The sequence below is a fragment of the Pseudomonas sp. LB-090624 genome (assembly GCF_003205205.1).
GTDB lineage: Bacteria > Pseudomonadota > Gammaproteobacteria > Pseudomonadales > Pseudomonadaceae > Aquipseudomonas.
This window is the reverse complement of sequence record NZ_QJRL01000002.1, coordinates 85,240-105,482: the sequence shown is the minus strand read 5'-3', so window position 1 is coordinate 105,482 and position 20,243 is coordinate 85,240. Positions and strand designations below refer to the sequence as shown.

Here is a 20,243-nt window from a genome sequence, read left to right as displayed (position 1 = left end):
TCATTCCTGTTCATGGCGTGCCAGGCGTTGCCCCAGTGCCAGGCGCAGGCGCGCTGGCAGCGCTCCAAGCAGGCGCAAGCACCAGGTGAAAAGGCCAGGGAAGTTGATTTCCAGCGGGCGCCGAGGCAGCCGCCTGACGATATGGCGTGCGGCGCGCTCGGCCGACCACATTTGCGGCATCGGGAAGTCATTGCGCCGGGTCAGCGGGGTGTCGACAAACCCCGGGCTGACCAGGGTCACGTCGATGCCTTCACGGGCCAGGTCAATGCGCTGCGATTCCATCAGATAACGCACGGCGGCCTTTGACGCGCCATAGGCACCTGCCCTGGGCAGGGCGAACCAGGTCACCGAGCTGCCGACCACCACCAGGTGCGGACGTACACCTGCGCGCAACAAGGGCAGGGCGGCCGCCAAACACCGGCAGACGCCCAATAAATTGGTACGCACCACGCGTTCGACCAATGCTGGGTCGAAGTGCCCAGGTTCCAGGTATTCACAAGTGCCTGCGTTGAACACCGCCATATCCAGCGCGCCCCAGGCTTGCTGGATCCGTTCGGCGATCTGCGCCACCTGCGCAGGGTCGTCGAGGTCGCCGTCGGCCAGCAGCACCTGGCCGGGAAACCGCTCGGCCAAGGCCTGCAGCGGTTGCCGACGGCGGCCACCCAGCGCCACCTGGTGGCCTTGCTCCAGCAGTGCTTGGGCAAGTGCGGCACCGATGCCGCTGCTGGCGCCGGTCAGCCAACAGCGGCTCATGCCAACCTGCCCTTGAGCCAGCGAATGGCACCACCCATGAGCGGTACATGCTCGTACAGCAAGGCGCCTGCGTCGAAAAAGTCCTGGTGAACGTGGACGCGGTCACGCCATTGCAAATAGCTGCAGCCCTGCACGGTCACCGGCCCGCCCTTGGCTAAGCGAGGGTGGCGAAATTGCAGGGTCCAGCGCAGGTACCCCTGGCCAGGCAGCACCTCATCGGCAGCGTCGAAGGTATAGCGGATGTCCCGTGCGTTGGCGTACAACTGGGCGAAGTAGGCCTGCAGCGCCTCCAGGCCGTGAATCTGATGCAGGGGGTCGCGGAAGACCACGTCCTCGCTGTACAGGTCTTCCAGCGCATCGAGGTTATCCCCATCGAGCCTGGCGAAGCGTTCGGCGAACTGCTGCAGGTAAGATGACATGCTTGGCTCCGGACCATGCTGTACAACAGTGGGTTGTTGTACAGATATAGCTGAAGCCTAGGGATAAAGCTGTACAAGATCAATGTTCTTGTACAGATTTTGTTTAACGGTTTTTTTCCTGCAACTGACGACGCAGTTCAGCGACCTCCGCTTCCAGCTCGAGAATGCGTGCTTCGGCAGTGATCTGCCTGGAAACATCGTGTTGAATGCCGATGTAATAGGTGAGCTGGTCCGCTTCGTTATACACCGGGGTGATGGACAACTCGTTCCAGAACAGGCTGCCGTCCTTGCGGTAGTTGCGCAGCACCTCGCGGCAAGGCTCACCCTTACGGATTGCCTCGCGGATCTGCCTGACACCCGCCTGATCGTGGTCCTCGCCCTGCAGGAAGCGGCAGTCCTGGTAGAGGATGTCTTCGGCGTTGTAGCCGGTCAGGCGCTCGAAGGCCGGGTTGGCATAGATGAGGATACTGTCCTGGCCTTCCTGCTCGGCAACGACAATGCCGTCGTTGGAGTGCTCGACCATGAGTTGGAGGAGTTTTGCGTTGATCATGCAGGCCCACCTACGAAAATGTAGTGTCAGGTAAGCGCAGCGTAGCCCCATGTGCAAGGCTTCGGGCGCGATTAGTTGCATGATGACCCAGGTCGGCGCTGCGCAGAAGGGTAGGTATGGGTTTACAATGGGCCACCTCCCGGACGGCCCGCTTGATGACTGAATTTTCCTCACCCGAACTGATGCCCATGCGCGATGTTGTGACCCTCACGGGCATCAACCCGGTCACGCTGCGTGCCTGGGAGCGGCGCCATGGGTTGATCCGCCCGCAACGCACCGACGGTGGGCACCGGCTGTATACGGCCGAGGATGTGCAGCGGATACGCGACATCCTGCACTGGACCGCCAATGGGCTGCCGATCAGCAAGGTGGGTGAGCGGCTTGCCGGCCAGCGCAAGGCGCCGGTGCAGTCGGGCTTGGCCTTCGCTGACTGGCGCGCTGCCGTACTGCGTGCAACCAAGGCGTTCGATGGTCAAGCACTGGACGTGCTGCACGGCCAGTTGTTCACGCTGCTGCCCAAGGCCACCGTGCTGCGTGAAGTGCTGATGCCGGCCTGGCTTGAACTGGCTTCAGGCCGTGCTTTTGGGCAACGCAGCCAATGGCTGTTCTTCGACACCTTTTTGCGCGCGCGCCTGTTGTTGCGCCTGCACATGAACCAGGCCGATGCGCCGCGGGTGTTGCTGGCAGGCACCGAGGGGCACGCCGAGTTGCAACTGCTGTGTACCGGCCTGTTGTTGAGCAGCGAGCAACAGCGCATCGACGTGCTCGGCTGCGCGCAACCACTGGCAGAGCTGGCGCTGGTGTGTGCGGCTATGCAGCCTGCGGCGCTGGTGGTTGCCGTAGAGGGCCCGGTAAGCGCGGCCCTGGCCCGGCAACTGCGGGCCTTGCAGATGGAGATCGCTTGCCCGCTGGCGTTGCTAGGCGAGGGGCTGGCAGGCTCCCAAGCCGAATTGCAGGGCATCCCCTTGCGCGTGCTGGACGAACAGGGTGCTGACATCGCCGCGGTGCTGAGTGCCTTGCTTGCCGGTGGGCTGGAGCTTTGAGCTCGCCGGGGTTGAAAAGCAGGGGCAGCACCACGGTTTTTTGCAGCAGGTGTTCAACGTTCGCGCATGAAAAAACCGGCGACGAACTTGCGAAAGGTTTCCAGGCTTTTGAAATCGGCGTAGCGCTTGAAGTTCTCGGTATCCGGCTCGGGGCCGATCGGTTGCTCCAGCAGTGATACCGACAGTACCCGGTCCTGATCCGAGGTCATGACCAGCTCATCCGCCACCTGGCCCCCAATGACCGGCCGGCGCATCTGCACTTTCACGCCCTTGCTTGCCATCCAGTCGACCAATGACACCAAGGCCTTGAGTGGTTCGCGTTCTTCATCGCGGTACACCGGGAACAGGTGGGCGCGTGACAGTACCGGCACGCTGGCCACATGGATCAGCTCATAAAAATGGCTGCCCGCACTGGTCGGTGAGTACAGCATCAGCGCCAGCAGTGGCCCAGTGGTGCGGTTGCCGCCCCAGTACAGGTGGTGCCCCTGGAAATCGAAACCGTCGCCGCTGCGGTTGTTGAACAGCTTGCGCCCCTTGATCTGGTCGACGCAGTCCAGCAGCAGGCCGTGACGGCGGTGGTTGCCGAACACCTTGGCTTCGCGCAGGCGGGCCTTGAGCATCATCATGTGCTTCATGTCCAGGCGGGTTTCCAGGTAGTTGCTGGCGGGCACCCGCTCCAGCAATGGGTAGCGGCTGGCGACACTGCGCAGTTCGGCGAACTGCCCGGTCAGGTCCTTCTTCAGGTGCGTGGCATACAGGTTCAGGCCGCTGGTTTCGATCCAGGTCAGCAGCAGCGACAGCAGCCGCTGCTGCTCGCGTCGTTCACTGCCATCGCCGCCAGCAGTGGTGCTGTCGGAACGAAAGTCGCTGATCAGGCGCAGCGGCGTGTCGGGCGGCAGCCAGGCAGCAGGTGGCGTGGGGTCGTTTTCGCGCTCGGCGGCTTCCCGCTCGTCCTTGGTGAATGGGCAGCCAAGGGCGTGCTCGGCGGTGCCCGGGTTGTTCTTGAGAAACAGCGTGCCAGTGTTGCCGTTCAGGGTAACGTTAAGCACCGGCAAGGCGTCGCTGCGGCAGTCGCAGGCCAGCCACTGGTTGGCGTTGCGCACCTTCATCAGCAGTTGGTTGGCCTGCAGCAGGCGCGGGCCGAGCAGGCTGCCGGTGGCGAAACCGACCAGCAGCTCCTCTTCGGCGGGGGTCAGGCTGCGCACCTGGGCGGCGGTTTTGTCGATGATTCGCATGAAGCAGCTCCAAGCTACGAGCCCCAAGCTTCAAGCAAAGTGGCGCCGCTTTCAACTTGCCGCTCAGTTGCCGCCAAACATCTTCGCGGCACGGGCGCGGATTTCCTCGTGCGTCAGGTCCTCCTTGTGGGTGGAAACGAACCAGATATTGCCGAACGGGTCCTTCAGGGTGCCGCTACGGTCGCCATAGAACTGGTCGGTAAGGGGGTGCAACTGGGTACCGCCAGCGGCCAGTGCCTGGGCGTAGACCTTGTCGCAATCTTCGACATACAGGTGCAGGCCCACGCCTGCGCCACTGAGCTTCTGGCTGGCGGTGAGGCCCCCCTCCATGTCGCAGGGGTCGCCCAGCATCAGCGATGAATCGCCTATTTTCAGCTCGGCGTGGCCCACCCGCCCGCCGGGGCCGTCAAGGCGGAACACCTCTTGCGCGCCAAAGGCCTGCTTGTAGAACTCGATGGCCTTGGCGGCATCATTGATGGCCAGGTATGGGGTGAGGCTATGCTGGCCTTCGGGGATGGGTTTGGCTGCCATGTTCGACGCTCCTGTGCAGAGGGCGCCGGCCGGCGCCCTGTTGCTTAGAGTCGTTTGCGCAGAGGGAAAATCGACAGCGGTACTAGATCGATTCTCTATAAGCGCGGCGTTCAGAAGATGTAGTCGGTCGTCAGGAAGGTTGACTCACGATTACGGATGATCTCGCTGATCAGCTGCTTGTTGGCTTCCTGGAAGCGTGTGGCGACCAGGGTGCGGATCGAGAACACGCGCAGTGCGTCATGTACCGAAAGGGTGCCTTCGGCGCTGTTCTTGCGGCCGTTGAACGGGTAAGTGTCCGGGCCACGCTGGCATTGGGCATTGATGTTGATGCGCCCGACCTGGTTGGCAAAGATGTCGACCAGGCTGCCAATGGTTGCCGGGTCGTTGCCGAACAGGCTCAGTTGCTGGCCGTAGTCGGAGTCCAGCACATAATCGATCACCGTCTGCAGATCGCGATAGGGCACCACCGGCACCAGGGGGCCGAACTGCTCTTCATGGTACACGCGCATGTTGTGATTCACCGGGTACAGCAACGCCGGGTAGAAGAACGAGCCGCGGCTGCTCCCGCCACCCTCGTTCAGTACGCGAGCACCTTTGGCCGTTGCATCGGTGACCAGGCCGTCGAGGTAGTCGACCTTGCCGGGCTCGGGCAGCGGTGTCAGCGCCACGCCAGGTTCCCACGGCATGCCCGGTTTGAGCGCGGCGAGCTTGCGCTGGAATTTGTCGAGGAACGCCTCGACCACGTCTTCGTGGACGAACAGGATCTTCAGTGCCGTGCAGCGCTGCCCATTGAACGACAGCGCCCCGGTAACGGCTTCCTCCACGGCGTTGTCGAGGTCGACCTGAGGCAGCACGATGCCTGGGTTCTTCGCATCCAGGCCCAGCGCAGCGCGCAGGCGATGCGGGCGCGGGTGCAGTTTTTTCAGGTCACTGGCCGCCTTGTGCGTGCCAATGAAGGCAAATACATCCACCTTGCCGCTGGCCATCAGTGCGCTCACGGTTTCGCGGCCACGGCCGTAGATGACGTTGATCACCCCCGGGGGGAAGCTGTCGCGGAATGCTTCCAGCAACGGGCGGATCAGCAACACGCCGAACTTGGCCGGCTTGAACACCACGGTGTTGCCCATGATCAGCGCCGGAATCAAGGTGGTGAAGGTTTCGTTGAGCGGGTAGTTGTACGGCCCCATGCACAGTGCCACGCCTAATGGCGCGCGGCGAATCTGGCCAAGCGTACCCTGCTCCAGTTCGAAACGGCTGGAGCGGCGGTCGAGGTCCTTGAGCGCGTTTATGGTGTCGACGATGTAGTCGCAGGTGCGGTCGAATTCCTTTTCCGAGTCCTTCAGGTTCTTGCCAATCTCCCACATCAGCAGCTTGACTACAGCCTGGCGCTGTTCACGCATGCGGGCGAGAAAGGTTTCAACGTGCTGGATACGCTCTGCCACGCGCATGTTCGGCCAGGCGCCGCGGCCCTTGTCGTAGGCTTGCACGGCGGCATCCAGCGCGGTCAGCGCAGTGTCGGCATCGAGCAGCGGGGCACTGCCCAGTACCACCTGGTGTTCTTCGCTGCCGCCCTTGAGCCAGACCGGGCTGCGTACCGTGGCCAAGGGGCCGTCCCAGCGCCTGAGCTCTCCGTTTACCAGGTAGTCGCGTTGTTCCAGCGGGGCCCCCAGGCGCCAGATTTCCGGGATGTCCCCGGCGCTTGGGAAAAGTGAATCGAGCAGACGGTCCATGGGTACTGCACCTCACATTACAGGGCGGGTTTACGTCCAGGTGAATCGCTTCAGCCTGGAGCATGCACCGCCTGCGGAAAAAACACCAGTCTGGCTCAGGATCGCGCCCCGTGCCTCCGGGGAGTTCACCATGCATGCCTGTGCGTTATGCAAAAGGGCAATCAAAATGAATGGGCAAATAGCGAAATTGTAATAGGGTGCTGTGGGGGCGGCATGTTTATAGCAATAACTTATCCAGGCACACATTGTTGAAGGGAATTTGACGCCATTAAACGTATTCAAAATGGCCGTGAAGTGTGCTTGCCAAAGGGTTTGCGGGCATCTTAAATTGTTACTGGATGTGAGATGAATGTGTTGGGTTAGTTGATCATTATCAAAGCGTTAAGTGCGCTTGCTGAGTTTTTCTCTTTTTCCGGTAGACCTTAGGGCTTTAAAAGGACGTTGAGGAATAAATGAAAGCGACCTTGACTGCAGCGGCGCGAAAATTCATCTCGCCCTCTATGCGATACGAAATCAGGCAACTGGCCAGCAAAGGGCGTGAAGTGATGGCGCGTGCCTGTTTTTGGCGCTGGGAAGTGGCGAGGTTCCGGCTGCAACAGGAAAGCCCCTACGAAATTGTCTACATCGGCAGGAAACAGCAACGCGAAATGGCCAAGCTGCTGATTGGCGGCAAGGGTCAGGGGAGTGCGTCGATCGTTGACAGCGCAAGCTCCACGGCGCCAGCCGATCACAGGGTGCTGATCAGCGAAATGCCCACGACCGGCGCGTTGTCAGTGCCCCATTACCTGAGTGCGGTGGTACCACTGGGGCGTTCGCTGGAAGACATCACCGCGCGTTACGACAGCGAACTGCGGCGCAGCATTCGCAAGAACCGCCCGTTGTACCAGATGCGCCAGGCCCTTTCGGACGAAGAGATCGCCATGGCGGACCGCGCCCTGCTGCGCCCTTACGCCAGCGCCAGGCAGGGCATCCATGCCGCACAGTTTCCCACGGAAGAAGTGTTCCGCATCGCCAGGCAGGTTGGTCGGCTCGACCTGATTACCGTCGATGGCGAGGTGATCGGTTGCCACCTCGGCTGCGAAGTCGTGCGTGCTGGCAAGCGTTATTGGAGCACATTGCGTTTCGGCTACTGCGAAGCGGTGTTCAGCGATGCCAAAAAGCTGCGCGAGGTGAATTCGATTACCACCTACATGGCCCTCGAATGGGCGCTGCAGCAGGGTTTTGACTATTACGATATCGGCCTGTGCCTCGCACGCCCGGACGATGGCCTGCTGAAATGGAAGCGCCGCCGCGGCGGCGATATCGACTCGCTGGGTAACCATGCCTATCTGTTTGTTCGCCTGCCCAAAACCGGCACGGCGAAGTTTCTCTGGGACACGCCGATGTTCGCGGTGGAAGGCGACAAGCTCACGTTGCACCTGGGCTTGCCCGAGGGGCCGAGCGACGAGGAAGTGGCCAGCCGTTACCACGAAATGGTCTTCGGCGGCCTGCACAAGATCTACCTCTACGGAGGTAACGGTGCAGGTGAGCCGTTCGTCGAGAACCTGCGCAGTCGTTACGCCAGCCTGCAGTCACCGCCCACGATGCAGCGGGTCACCTGCAGTTGAATCGTTGCCAGGGAGGCCTTGATCTGGTGCCAGGCGCCAGGCTTCACACCTCGTCATCAAGGGGGAGCGCTTCATGGGAGGCGACATTTCGCAGTTCAGTGCATCGTCCGCCGCCAGGCGGCACACCTGGACCTTGGCCGCCTACCGCTACATGGCGCGCAAGCGGCTGGGCAAGAACACGGCCATCGATCTCAAGAGCATCGCCAGCAAAAGCTGGGACATTGCCCCGGGCGAGACCACCCTGTCGCCGCCGGCCATCTATTTGCCTGGCCAGCTGGAGCGGGTGACAGGCTGGGAGGGCAAGCGCTTCTACCCCTATGTGCACCCTGCGCGCACCATGGAAGGCGGCATCAGCACGCTGCAAGGGCCGACCCGCGGCTACCTGATCAAGGATGTGTGGCTGGTCGATGGGGCGCTGTACAAGGGCAAGGCCAGTCACTGGCTATCGCTGAAGCCGAGTACCTTTCCGAGCATTGCGGTCGATCACGAGATCGACCGCGCGGCGATCTACTGCACGCAAAATGGCAATTCGTGGTTCGGCACCTGGCTGATGGAGGATTGCCCGACTTATGCACTGGCCTGTAACGAAGGCATACCCGTGACCACCGCACCCTCGGCCAGGTACCCGCTGTTTACCCAGGCGCCGGCCTATGAGGACTGGCTGGACATGAAGCCGCTGCGCCTGCGCAGTGCGTTCTTTCGCGAGCTGGTGCTGTTCGATGACCAGAGCAACAACCGCAGCCGGCATGCCCGCTACCGGGCCATGGGTGACAAGCTGTTGTCGCATGTGCCGCATGCGCCACACCCCGGGGTGTTCCTGCTGCGCGGTGGTGATGGTGACCTGCGGCTGCTGCGCAACGAGCTCGAGCTTGCCGAGCACTTGCGGGTCACCCGTGGTTTTCGCATCGTCAACCCGTTGAAATCCGATGTGCCGAGTATTGTTGCGGCCTGCGCCGGGGCCAAGGTGGTCGTCGGGGTGGAGGGTAGCCAGTTGGTGCATGGCGTGAATGTGCTACAGCCCGGCGGCTGCCTGCTGACCTTGCAGCCGCCGAACCGCTTCGTCAGCTACTACAAGTACCTGACGGATCGGGACAACCAGCATTTCGGCTTCGTGGTGGGTGTACCGGAAGGGGATGGCTTCAGGGTGGATATCGGGGAAGTAGAGCGCACCTTGGACCTGTTTCCGCGTTAAGTGTGTAGTATCCACGCTCATGGCTGCGGCGGGCGGGGCATGGGATGATCGAAATATCACGGTTCTGGCGCGACCCTGAGTTGCCGTTTGTCGAAGCCCGAAGGGTAGGGGACGGGCGGCAGGTCTGCTACGCCGCGCACTCTCATGAGTCCTTTTCAATCGGGGTGATCACGGGTGGGCGCAGCACCTACCTGAATGGTGACCAGCGCGTCGAAGTGGCGGCGGGGACCACTGTGCTGATGAATCCAGGCGTCGTACATACCTGCAACCCTGTTGCCGGGGAGCCGTGGTCCTACCTGATGCTGTTTGTTGACCTGCCGTGGTTGCAGGCGCAGGCGTTCGCCCTGCCGAGGCAGACCTACAGCACCTCGGCGTTGTTGTACCAGCGCTTGTTGCAGGCCTTTGCCGACCTGCTCGATCCCTGCCTGCATGATCGCGAGGCCCGTTTCGCGGCCCTGTTCAAGGCGTTGCCAGCGTTACTGGACGATCTTGCCCCCGTGCATGATGCGGGCAACCCACGGCTGGATGCGGCGGCAGCTTTTATACGCGCCCATCGCAGTGACCCACTCAGCCTCGAGGACATCTGCGGGGCTTGCGGCCTGTCCCGTTCCTACCTGATTCGTGCTTTTCGCCAACGCTTCGGCCTGACGCCGCATGGCTACCTGTTGGACCAGCGCGTGCAGTTGGCCCGAGCGCAGTTGCGCCAGGGCCGGGCGATTGCTGAGGTTGCGCAGGAGGCGGGGTTCGCTGATCAGGCACACCTGCAGCGGGCATTCAAACAGCACCTTGCGGCGACACCCGGGCATTACAGAAATGCCGTTGCTAGCTTGGGCGCTCCTGCAGAAGCCGTGCATGCCTTAAAGCACCAGGTAAACCGCGCTGGCGACCAGTAACACGGCCAGGCTCCGATTGAGCATGCGCAGGTGATGTGGGTTGTGCAGGTACTGGCGAATCACGCTGCCGGCCCAGGCCCAGGAGGCCACCGAGATGAAACAGATTGGGCCATAGATCCAGGTAAACAGCCACAGCAAGTGCTGTTCACCGCCGGTGTAGGCGCCCACCCCGGCAACGGCTGCCAACCAGGCTTTGGGGTTGAGCCACTGCATCGCTGCGCCGTGCCAGGCTGAAGAGGGTCGGCCGGGCTGTGCGTTGTTCAGGTTACCGTCGTCACTGGCCAGCTTCCACGCCATATACAGCAGAAACGCCACCCCGCCCCAGTGCAACATCAGGCCCAGCAAAGGCCAGCGCAGCAGCAATTGATGCAGGCCCAGCCCAACCAGCACCAGCAGCAGGCAGAAACCCAGCGTGGCACCGGCCACATGCGCCATGCTGGCGCGCAGGCCATGGCGGGCACCGCTGCCAAGGGCGACGATGTTGACCGGGCCGGGGGAGATAGAGGCCGCAAGGGCGAAGGCGGCCATGGACAGGGATAGGCTCATGAGGAAGATCCGGGTGATGTGGGGAGCCGTTATCCTCGCGCGCCTTGCGTTTTGATGTATTGAACAAAAGTACCTGCTCCCGCCCGACGTCAGTGCCAGTTTGTCTCAGTCATTGTTTCAATGAGCCGGCAGGGCCCCATGGCGTGACACAGGCAGGCACGGAAGAAGTGTCACGATTGACCTTCTGAATCGTAACGGGCAGCAACGCTGCGACGATGAATGAGGGGTGGCGATGGAGGGGTACAGGTTTTGTAATAGTTTTGCGCTACAACAGCAACCTGCTGTCCTTGTAGCATCACTGTCCCAATCTGTTATCAAGGTCTATATGAGCACCTTCGCGGAGCCCCCCAGTCTTCGGCTTTTCTGGCCATCCTTCCCCCGTCCCCGTGACGTTTCCCTCGTGAGTAGCCGCTAATGGAATGGCTAGCCGACCCCACGGCCTGGCTGGGCCTGCTGACGCTTATCGTCCTCGAGCTGGTGCTGGGTATCGACAACCTGGTGTTCATCGCCATCCTCGCCGACAAGTTGCCGCCACACCAGCGCGACCGCGCGCGGGTGATTGGCTTGAGCCTGGCGCTGATCATGCGCCTGGGCCTGTTGGCCAGTATTTCCTGGATGGTCACCCTGACCGCGCCGTTGTTCGAGGTATTGGGCAAGAGTTTCTCAGGCCGTGACCTGATCATGCTGTTCGGCGGCGTGTTCCTGTTGTTCAAGGCCACCATGGAATTGCACGAACGGCTGGAAGGTCACGTGACCCAGGCCAGTGGTACCCTGCGCCATGCCGCGTTCTGGCCGATCGTTGCCCAAATCGTGGTACTGGATGCCGTGTTCTCGCTGGATGCCGTGATCACGGCGGTGGGCATGGTCGATGAGCTGTCCGTGATGATGATCGCGGTGATCTTCTCGATCGGTATCATGATCGTTGCCAGCAAGCCGCTGACCCGCTTCGTCAACGCCCACCCCACAGTGATCATGCTGTGCCTGGGGTTCCTGATGATGATCGGTTTCAGCCTGACGGCGGAAGGCCTGGGCTTCCATATCCCGAAAGGTTACCTGTACGCGGCCATCGGCTTCTCGATCCTCATCGAGCTGTTCAACCAGCTGGCGCGCGCCCGTCGCAAGCGCAGCCTGCAACAGCACAAGCCGTTGCGTGAACGCACTGCACATGCCGTGCTGCGCCTGCTGGGGGGCCGTCGGGTCGAGGCTGACGAGGTCGGCGAGGAAATCGCCGACCTGGTCGAAGGTGGCGGGGAGCAGGTGCTGTTCGACCGCCGTGAACGGGTAATGATCAGTGGCGTGCTGAACCTGGCCGAGCGGCCAATTCGAACGGTGATGACCGCACGTGCCGAGGTTGACCTGATCGACCTCGCACAGCCGGCAGAGGCCATCACCCAGGCCTTGGCCAATTCGCCGTATTCGCGCCTGCCGCTGATTCGCGATGGCCGGGTCGATGAACCGTTGGGCTTCGTGCACAAGAAGGAGCTGCTCAAGGAATTGCTGTCGGGCAGTCAGCCCGACCTGGAGGACATGGCTCGGGTGCCGCTGAACCTGCTGGAGAGCTTCAGCATTCTCAACGCGCTGGAGCAGATGCGCGGCCAGTCGACCCACATCGCCTTTGTGGTCAACGAATTTGGTGACTTCACCGGCCTGCTGACCATGACCGACATCCTCGAGTCGATTGCCGGTGAACTGCCGGATGCCAGCGAAGTGGAAGGCCCAGGCATTGTTCAGGAGGGCGCTGGCTTTGTGGTCAGTGGCGCGTTGAACCTGAGCCAGGTGCAGGCACGTACTGGCTTCTGTGCCCGTGCTACCGAGGACTACCAGACCCTTGCGGGGCTGGTGATGAGCCTTCTCGATCGCCTGCCGATGGTCGGCGACCAGCTGGCCTGGAATGGCTGGACGCTGACCGTGGAGGCGATTGAAGAGCGACGGGTGCGCCAGGTGCGCCTTATACCGACCGGCGACGCTGACGCAGCAGGTGCCTGAAGCCCTCGAGGACCAGCACCAGCACTGCGGCCCAGATCGGCAGATAGGTCAGCCACTGGTCCGGGCCGATGGTTTCGCCCAGCAGCAACGCCACGCCCACCAGCAGCACGGGCTCGACGTAGCTGAGCAGGCCGAACAGGCTGAATGGCAGCATGCGGCTGGCCAGCACGTAGGCGATCAGGGCCGAGGCGCTGATCGCGCCAAGGATCGGGATCAGCGCATAGAGCCCAGGGTGTGCCTGCAGGTCGGCACCGGAAAGCGGGCCCTGGGTGACGAAGTACAGCGCCCACGGCAGCAGCAGGCACATGTCGCACCACAGGCCACCCAGGTGGTCGGTGCGGCAACGCCGCCGCAGCACGAAGTAGATCGGGTAGCCGATCGTCACCAACAAGGTTTCCCAGGCAAAGCTGCCGTTCTGGTACAGCTCGTGCCCCACGCCCAGTGCAGCGCAGCCCACGGCCACCTTTTGCAGGCGCGACAGGCGCTCCCCATACACCAGTCGCCCGGTCAGGACCATGGCCAGCGGCAGCAGGAAATAGCCCATCGACACTTCCAGGCTGCGCCCGTGCAGGGGCGCCCAGAGAAACAGCCACAGCTGCACGCCCATCAGCCATGAAGTGCCGACCATCCCCAGCAACAACACCGGCGTGCGCCTAACCCGCCCCAGTAGCTCGGCGACGCGTTTCCAATCTTTCGAGACGAGCATGAACAGGGTAAGGCAGGGCAGCGTCAAGAGGGTGCGCCAGCCGAAGATTTCTTCGCCATCGAGTGGCTCGAGCAGGGAGGTATAGAAGTACATCACAGCGAACAGACAGGACGCCATGACCGATGAAACAATGCCTTTTGACACGAGTGCCTCGAATACGGGAGTTGAGCGGGTGGATCAGCCGCGCATGATCTCAGGGGGCGCGGCTTGCGGCAACAGCGCTGCGCCTGGGCGGGCGGCCAGCGCCTCGAGAAACTGCGCGGCGGGCATGGGCCTGGCGAACAGGTAGCCCTGCTGGAAGTCCACCTCATGGCGGGCCAGGTAGTCGCGTTGGGCTTCGGTTTCCACGCCTTCGGCCACGATGCCCAGGCCCAGCTTGGCGGACAGCTCGATGATGGTCTCCAGAATGTGCACAGACAGCGCATCGGCCCCGATCATGGCCACGAAGCTCTGATCGATCTTCAGGTAGTCGACCTTGAACTGGCGCAGGTAGTTGAGGCTGGACTGGCCGGTGCCGAAGTCGTCCAGGGCGATCTTGACGCCCATGGCAGCGAGCTTCTCGAACAGCTCCAGGGCTATTGGCGTGGGCTCGATCAGCTTGCGCTCGGTCAGTTCCAAGGTCAGCACTACCCGGCCCGGCGGGAAGTGCTGCAGGAAAGTACGGCAATCATTCAGCAGGTTCAGGTCGCGGCAGTGGTCGGCGGTGATGTTGACGCCTATGTGGAAGCCGTCCTCGAGCAGCCCGGCGTAAGGTGCGAGGCTCTGTGCCGTGTGCATCATCAAGGCGCGGGTCATGGCGACAATCTGCCCGCTGTGTTCAGCGTAAGGGATGAACAGATCGGGGCGCACCAGCCCTTCCTGGGGGTGGTTCCAGCGCATCAGCACTTCGGCGCCGGCCCAACGGAAATCGCCCTTGCGCACCACTGGCTGGAAGTACGGCAGGAACTCATCGGCCTCCAGCGCCCGGCGCAGTTCGGCACGGGGTGAGCTGGCGCGGCGAACCTGCCAGCGGCATACCAGGGCCGCAACCACGCCCAATACAATCAGCAAGGCAACCAGGGCAGGGTAGTGGCTGCGCCACAACTGGCCTTGGTAGCTGGCGTCATAGCCGCCCTGCACGCTGAACGGGTAACGCGTCGAGCCAAGCAGCACGTTTGCATTGGCGGCGGGGGGCGGCAGGCCCTTGTGGACGATGCCATCCTTGCCCATCCAGGCGTTACCTACGCGGATGTGCAGGTTAACGTCGGGGCCGATCAGGCGCAGTGCTGTCAGCAGGTGGTCGCCATCCACCGTACTGATTGCCCCCTGGTCGCCGGCGCTGGCACGGTACACCAGCAGTGCGTGCCCAGGGGTGACTGAATTGCCGTCCATCAGCCACAGCTTGCCGTCGACGTAGTCGGCCGGGTTGACCGGCTCGTCAAAATCGCCGAACAGGGAAGTGCAATACAGGCTGTTACCCCGGAACAGGTTGGTCGAACGCACGAAGGCGTTGCGCGTCACCTCGGCGCGCAGCCTGAGCTGCACCTCGTCGCAAGGGCTGCGGGCCAGCGGCAGCAGAACATTGGCAGCCTTGGAAAGGCTGTCGAGGATGCGTTCGACATGCGCCACGACCTGGCGAGCGGTAGCCTGGCTGCTTGTTTGCATCTCCCGTTCGACCTGCCAGTTCATCACGATCAGGCCGCACATCAGCGGCAGCACACCGACGACCCAGGGTAGCAGGGTGCGCCAGCTGAGCGTGGCGCGGCGTTTGGCGTTAAGGGGCATGCGGACCTGGCTACGATAAGGGACAACGAGAGAATAGCCGCTTGTCGCTGTGTGCGAGCAACTAAACCGCGACAAACAATTTTACGCAATGTAGAATCCGTTTACGAATACAACAATAAGGTTCTTCACTTCCGAAGGATCAAGCCCGCCGAGAATGGGTCCATATGACATACCATGGGTTCAAGCTGATCATAGGTGACTTCCTCGCCCGCAGCGTGCGGGGCATCCCGTGCTCACCGCCGTTTCTGTTCCACATCCCACGCAATCAATAATATTTTCGCTGCAGATGAGGACACGAACATGGCTGATATCTTCGACAATCCAATGGGCCTGATGGGCTTCGAATTCATTGAACTGGCGTCGCCGACCCCCGGCGTGCTCGAACCAGTGTTCCAGATCCTTGGCTTCACCAAGGTGGCTACCCACCGTTCCAAGGATGTGCACCTGTATCGCCAGGGCGGCATCAACCTGATCCTGAACAACGAACCCAAGAGCATCGCCTCGTACTTCGCCGCCGAACACGGCCCGTCGGTATGTGGCATGGCGTTCCGCGTGCGCAATGCCCACGAAGCGTATGCCCGTGCCCTGGAGCTGGGCGCCCAGCCGGTGGAAATCGAAACCGGCCCGATGGAGCTGCGCCTGCCGGCGATCAAGGGTATCGGTGGTGCGCCGCTTTACCTGATCGACCGTTTCGAGGAAGGCAGCTCGATCTATGACATCGACTTCAATTTCATCGAAGGCGTGGACCGCAATCCGGTAGGTGCTGGCCTGAAGATCATCGACCACCTCACCCATAACGTTTATCGCGGGCGCATGGCTTACTGGGCCGGCTTCTACGAAAAACTGTTCAACTTCCGTGAAATCCGCTACTTCGACATCAAGGGTGAGTACACCGGCCTGACGTCCAAGGCGATGACCGCACCGGACGGCATGATCCGCATCCCACTCAACGAAGAGTCGTCCAAGGGTGCGGGGCAGATCGAAGAGTTCCTGATGCAGTTCAACGGTGAGGGTATTCAGCACGTCGCCTTCCTGACCGATGACCTGCTCAAGACCTGGGATGCGTTGAAGGGCCTTGGCATGCGCTTCATGACTGCGCCACCGCAAACCTACTACGAAATGCTCGAAGAACGCCTGCCAGGCCACGGCGAACCGGTCGACCAGCTGCAAGCGCGTGGCATCCTGCTGGATGGGGCCTCGCAGCCTGGAGACAAACGCCTGCTGCTGCAGATTTTCTCGGAAACCCTGCTTGGGCCGGTATTCTTCGAGTTCATCCAGCGCAAGGGGGACGACGGCTTTGGTGAGGGCAACTTCAAGGCGCTGTTCGAATCCATCGAGCGTGACCAAGTGCGTCGTGGCGTGCTGAGCACCGATTGACGACCTCTCGCCGCCGACGCCGTCATGTCGCGTCGGCGGCGTTGCTGCGCCTGATGGCACGCGCCCTGAACAGGGCAAGGAAGACCATGGCCCCGGTCAGGATACCCACCAGTATCAACGAAGGCAGGGTCTGCAGCATCGATTGGCGAATTTCCAGGCTGGTGAACCCTTCGGCATAGCCGCCTTTCACCCTGTATCCGTATTTCGCTGATACCGCGCTGACCGAGAACTCGGAGTGCGAGGGGCGCTGGCCGGTGCGACTGTCACCTTCGCTCCAGATGTAGCGGTCGCCGAATTCCAGCAACAGCGTCAAGCCGTCCTGGAAACCGTCGAGCTCGTTACGAAGCTGTGAGGCGTAGGCGGTCGCGATGACGCCCCGGTTGTTTCCAGGCAAATAGAAGTTGACCAGCAGTCTGCGGCGCTTGTCAGCTGGCCCATAGGAAATTTCCACCTGCCGACCCGACAAGGCGAAGGACGACAAGTGCGCCAGCGAGTCCGAGGTGGTGCTGCAATAGGCCTGACTGTCTTCTAGCAAGGTCAGTGACCTCAGCATCGAGCGGCTGGCGACCTGGTCCTGCAAGGTGCTTTTGACGGTGCCGCAGGATTGGCCGGCAAGTGGCAGGGCCAGCACCGCAGCTTCCTGCAATCGGTCCAATGCCTGGTCGACGCTGTAGACCGCTTCCTGTACTGAAATTGCCGCGTTTTCCGCGAGTTTGGACTCCAGTTGGAAAACCATCACCAGCAACCCGGACACCACAGGCACCAGCCCCACTGCCATGAGCAGCAGCACCTCCAGCAGGCTGCGCCCGGCGTGCACAATCTTCGACATAGGCCAATCGCTCCGCTACAACGCTGTTCGAGGTGAACAGCCGAGCCCAGAGCCTATGTGTTCAACGGCCGGTCAACTGTAGGCCGAAGGTAACGTGCGCTACAGGAAAACCGGAAATCTGGGGTAGGCCATTAGCTGGCTCTGAGCCTGGCGAGCACTGCCTTCGCCAGAGCGGATGTAGAGGCGGGGTTTTGCCCGGTGATCAGCCGGTCATCGGCAACCACGAAGGGCTGCCAGGGATCATCATGCTTGCTGTATGTTCCGCCGCGGCCAACGAGTTCGTTTTCCGTCAGGAATGGCACTGTCTTGTCCAGCTCGACCAATTTTTCTTCGGTATTGGAAAAGCCGGTCACCTGCCGGTCCTTCAGCAGCAAGCTGTTATCGCTGAGCTTGATGTTCAGCAAGCCGACCACGCCGTGGCATACCGCTGCCACAATGCCCTTGTTCTCGTAGATCTTGCGCGCCAGTTCCTGCAGGGGCTGATTGTCGACGAAGTCATACATCACCCCATGCCCGCCGGTGTAGTAGATGACACTGTAGTCCTCGGCCTTGACCAGGCCGGGGCTGAGGGTGCTACCCAGTCGCGTCATGAACTGCTTGTCGTCGTACCATTGCCAGTCCAGGTCGGGTGCCATTTGCAGGCTGTGCGGGTCGATGGGAACATACCCGCCCAATGGGCTGACATAATCGACGCTATAGCCGGCCTCTTCGACCTGCTCGACAAAGTGCACGGCCTCACCCAGCCATAATCCGGTCGCCCGCTTGAGGGTTGGATACTTGGCTGTATTGGTCAGTACCACCAGCATTTTCTTGCTCATGACCACGCTCCTGTCGGCAACCTGAAGAGGCCGTTGCTTCCCGGCCCGAGGGAAAACCTAATGAGCATAGCTGCCGGCTGCAAGTCCGCCATGGATGGCAACGCGTGCTGTGCTAACTTGAACAAGGCCCACAGGGCAGGCCTTGGAGAGCCTGCCAGCACCGTGGCCAACCCAGAGCCTTGCAGGAGCACGATATTGGTCGCACATGGAACACCATCCGGGCCTGAGACGCAGGTCGGCTTGCCGCCGCCAGCTGTACTTGGGCGCGAGCGTATGGCGGAGCGGATTGCGCAGTTCGACTGGGGACGCACGTCACTTGGGCCGCTGGTGCGCTGGCCGGCTTCACTGCGAATTGCCGTCGACATGATGCACCTGTCACCGTTCCCCTGCGCTGTGGTCTGGGGGGCCGACCTGTGCGTGGTCCACAATGATGCCTACCGGGCACTGCGGGCCGGGTCTAGGGACGACCTGGGGATGGCCTTCGATGCGCTGTGGAGCGACGTGTGGTCGGCAGTCGGGCCATGGGTGTTCCAGGCTCTCGAAGGGCGTGCGAGTTACGTCGAGGACCCGCCCCTGCGCATCACGTGTGGCGAGCACGCCGAGCCGCTCTGGTGCGCGTTCGGCTACGCCCCCTTGCACGATGAGCAGGGCAGCGTCGCGGGTTTTTTGCACACGGTGATCGAGAGCACTGCCAGCGTCGAGGCACACCACCGCTGGCGTGAACAGGTGCAAGGCTTCGAGCGGCAGATCGAGCGGCATGTGGCGGAGCGCGAGCAGATCTGGCGGTTGGCGCGCGATCCCATGATGACTGTCAGCGCTGACCTGAAGGTTCAGGCTGTCAACCCCGCCTGGTCGCGCATCCTGGGTTGGACCGAAGCACAGGTGCAAGGGATGCCGGTGTTGGACTTGGTGCATCCGGCCGATGCCGTGGAAGTTCACGTGGCTATTTCCGGGCTGCTGCAATACTGCGATGCCGACCTGGTCGAAACCCGCCTGCGTCACCGCGACGGGCATTACCACTGGTTCAGCTGGAGTGCGCGATTCGATGGGCACCTGATGACAGCCGTTGGCCGGGACATCACCGATGAGCGCGAGCTGGCCGCGCGTCAGTCTGAGGCGCTGATGCGCAGCAATGAGCGCATGGAGGTGGTCGGCCAGCTGGCCGGCGGCATGGGCCATGAGATGAACAACCTGCTGTCCGGTATCGGGGGGAGCCTGGAACTGTTGCAGCGGCGCCTTCAGGAGGGGCGGCTGGAGCGGTTGGAGGCCTATGTGGACGTAGCCCGGGATTCGGTGCTGCGGGCCATGGAGCTGACCCATCGCTTGCTGGCGTTCTCCCGCCACCAACCGCTCGCGCCGAAGCCGCTGGATTTCAATCGGCAGCTGCGCCTGAGCGAGCCGCTGCTGTGCAAGACGCTGGGCGCAGAAATGCGTCTGCACTGGCAGCTGGATATCGCGCCGTGGGCGGTGAACCTGGACGTACCGCAGCTTGAGAATGCGCTGATCAACCTGTGTGCCAACGCCCGTGAAGCCTGTCAGGAACGCGGTAATGTCACGATCCGTACGGTCAATGAACGGCTGACCGACAGTTTTCCGGATCAGGACGGTCTGCCGCCAGGCGATTACCTGGGCCTGCATGTCGAGGATGATGGCCACGGCATGCCGGCTGCGGACATTGCCAGAGCGTTCGAGCCATTTTTCACCACCAAGCCCATCGGGCGGGGTTTCGGGCTGGGCTTGTCGATGGTGTATGGCTTTGTCCGTCAGTCGGGTGGGTACGTGTGGATTGAATCGACCGCGAACCTGGGGACCAAGGTTTCCATGCTCTTCCCGCGCTGGCCCGAGCCGTTGGCCGAGGAACCAAAGCCCGTGCAACGGTTGCAGCGCGCCGCCCGGGGCGAGCGATTGTTGCTGGTCGATGACGAACGCAACCTGCGGGCTGTCATGCGCGAATACCTGACCGAGCGCGGCTTTCAGGTCGTCGACGTGAGCGATGCCAATAGCGCGTTGGAGCGGTTCCGCCATGATGGCCCGTTCGACCTGGTGATTACCGACATCGGCTTGCCGGGCGGCTTCAGCGGCCGGCAAGTGGCCAAGGCCATGCGCATGCAACTGCCAATGCAGAAGATCATGTTCATTACCGGGTATGCCGAGCATCCGATCGAAGCGCAGTTGCTCGACCAGCCCGGCACGGCATTGCTGAATAAGCCTTTCTCGCTGGCAGACCTTGCCGATGAGGCGCTGCGAATGCTCGAAGAGTAGCG

At 62.0% G+C, this 20,243-nt stretch carries 18 protein-coding genes; 7 read left to right on the top strand and 11 right to left on the bottom strand.

The annotated features are described in order from the left end of the window. The 3 genes from DMX11_RS02430 to DMX11_RS02420 form a co-directional block, all read right to left on the bottom strand. Entirely contained in the window at positions 1-753 is a 753-nt protein-coding gene (locus DMX11_RS02430) for an SDR family oxidoreductase (RefSeq protein ID WP_110743040.1), read from the bottom strand. Continuing rightward, complete coding sequence (locus DMX11_RS02425) at positions 750-1,172, bottom strand: nuclear transport factor 2 family protein (protein WP_110743039.1); 423 nt, start codon at positions 1,170-1,172, stop codon at positions 750-752. Before DMX11_RS02425 ends, DMX11_RS02430 begins: the two co-directional genes overlap by 4 nt. A gap of 103 nt (positions 1,173-1,275) precedes the next feature. Further along, positions 1,276-1,722, bottom strand: a complete 447-nt coding sequence (locus tag DMX11_RS02420; RefSeq protein WP_110743038.1) for a PAS domain-containing protein — start codon at positions 1,720-1,722, stop codon at positions 1,276-1,278. Positions 1,723-1,877: 155 nt separating this feature from the next. Between DMX11_RS02420 and DMX11_RS02415 the strand changes: the two genes are divergently transcribed. Continuing rightward, entirely contained in the window at positions 1,878-2,765 is an 888-nt protein-coding gene (locus tag DMX11_RS02415) for a MerR family transcriptional regulator (protein WP_110743037.1), read from the top strand. A 53-nt stretch (positions 2,766-2,818) separates the two neighbouring features. Here DMX11_RS02415 and DMX11_RS02410 read toward each other — a convergent pair whose 3' ends face one another. From DMX11_RS02410 to DMX11_RS02400, 3 genes are all read right to left on the bottom strand, one after another. Then, a complete protein-coding gene (locus DMX11_RS02410) occupies positions 2,819-4,000 on the bottom strand; it encodes a hypothetical protein (RefSeq protein ID WP_110743036.1) in 1,182 nt (393 codons plus the stop codon). Between the two features lie 63 nt (positions 4,001-4,063). Then, complete coding sequence (locus tag DMX11_RS02405; RefSeq protein WP_110743035.1) at positions 4,064-4,531, bottom strand: VOC family protein; 468 nt, start codon at positions 4,529-4,531, stop codon at positions 4,064-4,066. A 110-nt stretch (positions 4,532-4,641) separates the two neighbouring features. Next, on the bottom strand, positions 4,642-6,261 hold the full coding sequence (locus tag DMX11_RS02400) for an NADP-dependent glyceraldehyde-3-phosphate dehydrogenase (RefSeq protein ID WP_110743034.1): 1,620 nt from the start codon (positions 6,259-6,261) through the stop codon (positions 4,642-4,644). A gap of 452 nt (positions 6,262-6,713) precedes the next feature. Between DMX11_RS02400 and DMX11_RS02390 the strand changes: the two genes are divergently transcribed. The 3 genes from DMX11_RS02390 (at position 6,714) to DMX11_RS02380 (ending at position 9,953) form a co-directional block, all read left to right on the top strand. After that, entirely contained in the window at positions 6,714-7,868 is a 1,155-nt protein-coding gene (locus DMX11_RS02390) for a hypothetical protein (protein WP_110743032.1), read from the top strand. A 73-nt stretch (positions 7,869-7,941) separates the two neighbouring features. Continuing rightward, a complete protein-coding gene (locus tag DMX11_RS02385) occupies positions 7,942-9,060 on the top strand; it encodes a glycosyltransferase 61 family protein (RefSeq protein WP_110743031.1) in 1,119 nt (372 codons plus the stop codon). A gap of 44 nt (positions 9,061-9,104) precedes the next feature. Beyond that, the gene (locus DMX11_RS02380) at positions 9,105-9,953 is read left to right on the top strand and encodes an AraC family transcriptional regulator (protein WP_110743030.1); all 849 of its coding nucleotides are present in this window, start codon (positions 9,105-9,107) and stop codon (positions 9,951-9,953) included. On the opposite strand, the gene DMX11_RS02375 is transcribed toward DMX11_RS02380, so the two are convergent. Then, positions 9,918-10,499: a LysE family translocator gene (locus DMX11_RS02375; RefSeq protein WP_110743029.1), complete on the bottom strand. Its 582-nt coding sequence runs from the start codon at positions 10,497-10,499 to the stop codon at positions 9,918-9,920. The genes DMX11_RS02380 and DMX11_RS02375 overlap by 36 nt on opposite strands. A gap of 414 nt (positions 10,500-10,913) precedes the next feature. Here DMX11_RS02375 and DMX11_RS02370 point away from each other — a divergent pair, with 414 nt between their 5' ends. Then, positions 10,914-12,485: a TerC family protein gene (locus tag DMX11_RS02370; RefSeq protein ID WP_110743028.1), complete on the top strand. Its 1,572-nt coding sequence runs from the start codon at positions 10,914-10,916 to the stop codon at positions 12,483-12,485. Here DMX11_RS02370 and rarD read toward each other — a convergent pair. Beyond that, positions 12,448-13,335 carry an EamA family transporter RarD gene (gene rarD / locus DMX11_RS02365; protein WP_110743027.1) on the bottom strand — a complete coding sequence of 296 codons (888 nt, stop codon included), beginning with the start codon at positions 13,333-13,335 and terminating at the stop codon, positions 12,448-12,450. The two genes, DMX11_RS02370 and rarD, sit on opposite strands and share 38 nt — an antisense overlap. Before the next feature lie 33 nt (positions 13,336-13,368). Next, positions 13,369-14,955: an EAL domain-containing protein gene (locus DMX11_RS02360; RefSeq protein ID WP_110743026.1), complete on the bottom strand. Its 1,587-nt coding sequence runs from the start codon at positions 14,953-14,955 to the stop codon at positions 13,369-13,371. 300 nt (positions 14,956-15,255) lie between these two features. On the opposite strand from DMX11_RS02360, the gene hppD reads away from it, so the two are divergent. Beyond that, positions 15,256-16,332: a 4-hydroxyphenylpyruvate dioxygenase gene (hppD, locus tag DMX11_RS02355; protein WP_110743025.1), complete on the top strand. Its 1,077-nt coding sequence runs from the start codon at positions 15,256-15,258 to the stop codon at positions 16,330-16,332. Positions 16,333-16,354: 22 nt separating this feature from the next. On the opposite strand, the gene DMX11_RS02350 is transcribed toward hppD, so the two are convergent. Continuing rightward, positions 16,355-17,161, bottom strand: coding sequence for a CSS-motif domain-containing protein (locus DMX11_RS02350; protein WP_110743024.1), 807 nt, complete (start codon positions 17,159-17,161; stop codon positions 16,355-16,357). Between the two features lie 131 nt (positions 17,162-17,292). Then, positions 17,293-17,979 (bottom strand): type 1 glutamine amidotransferase domain-containing protein, encoded by a 687-nt coding sequence (locus tag DMX11_RS02345; protein WP_110743023.1) that lies wholly within the window; start codon positions 17,977-17,979, stop codon positions 17,293-17,295. A 273-nt stretch (positions 17,980-18,252) separates the two neighbouring features. On the opposite strand from DMX11_RS02345, the gene DMX11_RS02340 reads away from it, so the two are divergent. Continuing rightward, positions 18,253-20,241, top strand: a complete 1,989-nt coding sequence (locus DMX11_RS02340) for an ATP-binding protein (RefSeq protein WP_256590490.1) — start codon at positions 18,253-18,255, stop codon at positions 20,239-20,241. Positions 20,242-20,243: the final 2 nt, after the last annotated feature.

What these genes read in the sequence shown, in the direction of transcription:
- DMX11_RS02405 (WP_110743035.1), bottom strand. Translation starts at nt 4,531, where the DNA reads ATGGCAGCCAAACCCATCCCCGAAGGCCAGCATAGCCTCACCCCATAC.
- DMX11_RS02360 (WP_110743026.1), bottom strand. Translation starts at nt 14,955, where the DNA reads ATGCCCCTTAACGCCAAACGCCGCGCCACGCTCAGCTGGCGCACCCTG.
- DMX11_RS02420 (WP_110743038.1), bottom strand. Translation starts at nt 1,722, where the DNA reads ATGATCAACGCAAAACTCCTCCAACTCATGGTCGAGCACTCCAACGAC.
- DMX11_RS02375 (WP_110743029.1), bottom strand. Translation starts at nt 10,499, where the DNA reads ATGAGCCTATCCCTGTCCATGGCCGCCTTCGCCCTTGCGGCCTCTATC.
- DMX11_RS02345 (WP_110743023.1), bottom strand. Translation starts at nt 17,979, where the DNA reads ATGAGCAAGAAAATGCTGGTGGTACTGACCAATACAGCCAAGTATCCA.
- DMX11_RS02415 (WP_110743037.1), top strand. Translation starts at nt 1,878, where the DNA reads ATGACTGAATTTTCCTCACCCGAACTGATGCCCATGCGCGATGTTGTG.
- DMX11_RS02350 (WP_110743024.1), bottom strand. Translation starts at nt 17,161, where the DNA reads ATGTCGAAGATTGTGCACGCCGGGCGCAGCCTGCTGGAGGTGCTGCTG.
- DMX11_RS02410 (WP_110743036.1), bottom strand. Translation starts at nt 4,000, where the DNA reads ATGCGAATCATCGACAAAACCGCCGCCCAGGTGCGCAGCCTGACCCCC.
- DMX11_RS02400 (WP_110743034.1), bottom strand. Translation starts at nt 6,261, where the DNA reads ATGGACCGTCTGCTCGATTCACTTTTCCCAAGCGCCGGGGACATCCCG.
- DMX11_RS02380 (WP_110743030.1), top strand. Translation starts at nt 9,105, where the DNA reads ATGATCGAAATATCACGGTTCTGGCGCGACCCTGAGTTGCCGTTTGTC.
- DMX11_RS02370 (WP_110743028.1), top strand. Translation starts at nt 10,914, where the DNA reads ATGGAATGGCTAGCCGACCCCACGGCCTGGCTGGGCCTGCTGACGCTT.
- DMX11_RS02425 (WP_110743039.1), bottom strand. Translation starts at nt 1,172, where the DNA reads ATGTCATCTTACCTGCAGCAGTTCGCCGAACGCTTCGCCAGGCTCGAT.
- DMX11_RS02390 (WP_110743032.1), top strand. Translation starts at nt 6,714, where the DNA reads ATGAAAGCGACCTTGACTGCAGCGGCGCGAAAATTCATCTCGCCCTCT.
- DMX11_RS02385 (WP_110743031.1), top strand. Translation starts at nt 7,942, where the DNA reads ATGGGAGGCGACATTTCGCAGTTCAGTGCATCGTCCGCCGCCAGGCGG.
- DMX11_RS02430 (WP_110743040.1), bottom strand. Translation starts at nt 753, where the DNA reads ATGAGCCGCTGTTGGCTGACCGGCGCCAGCAGCGGCATCGGTGCCGCA.
- hppD (WP_110743025.1), top strand. Translation starts at nt 15,256, where the DNA reads ATGGCTGATATCTTCGACAATCCAATGGGCCTGATGGGCTTCGAATTC.
- DMX11_RS02340 (WP_256590490.1), top strand. Translation starts at nt 18,253, where the DNA reads ATGGCGGAGCGGATTGCGCAGTTCGACTGGGGACGCACGTCACTTGGG.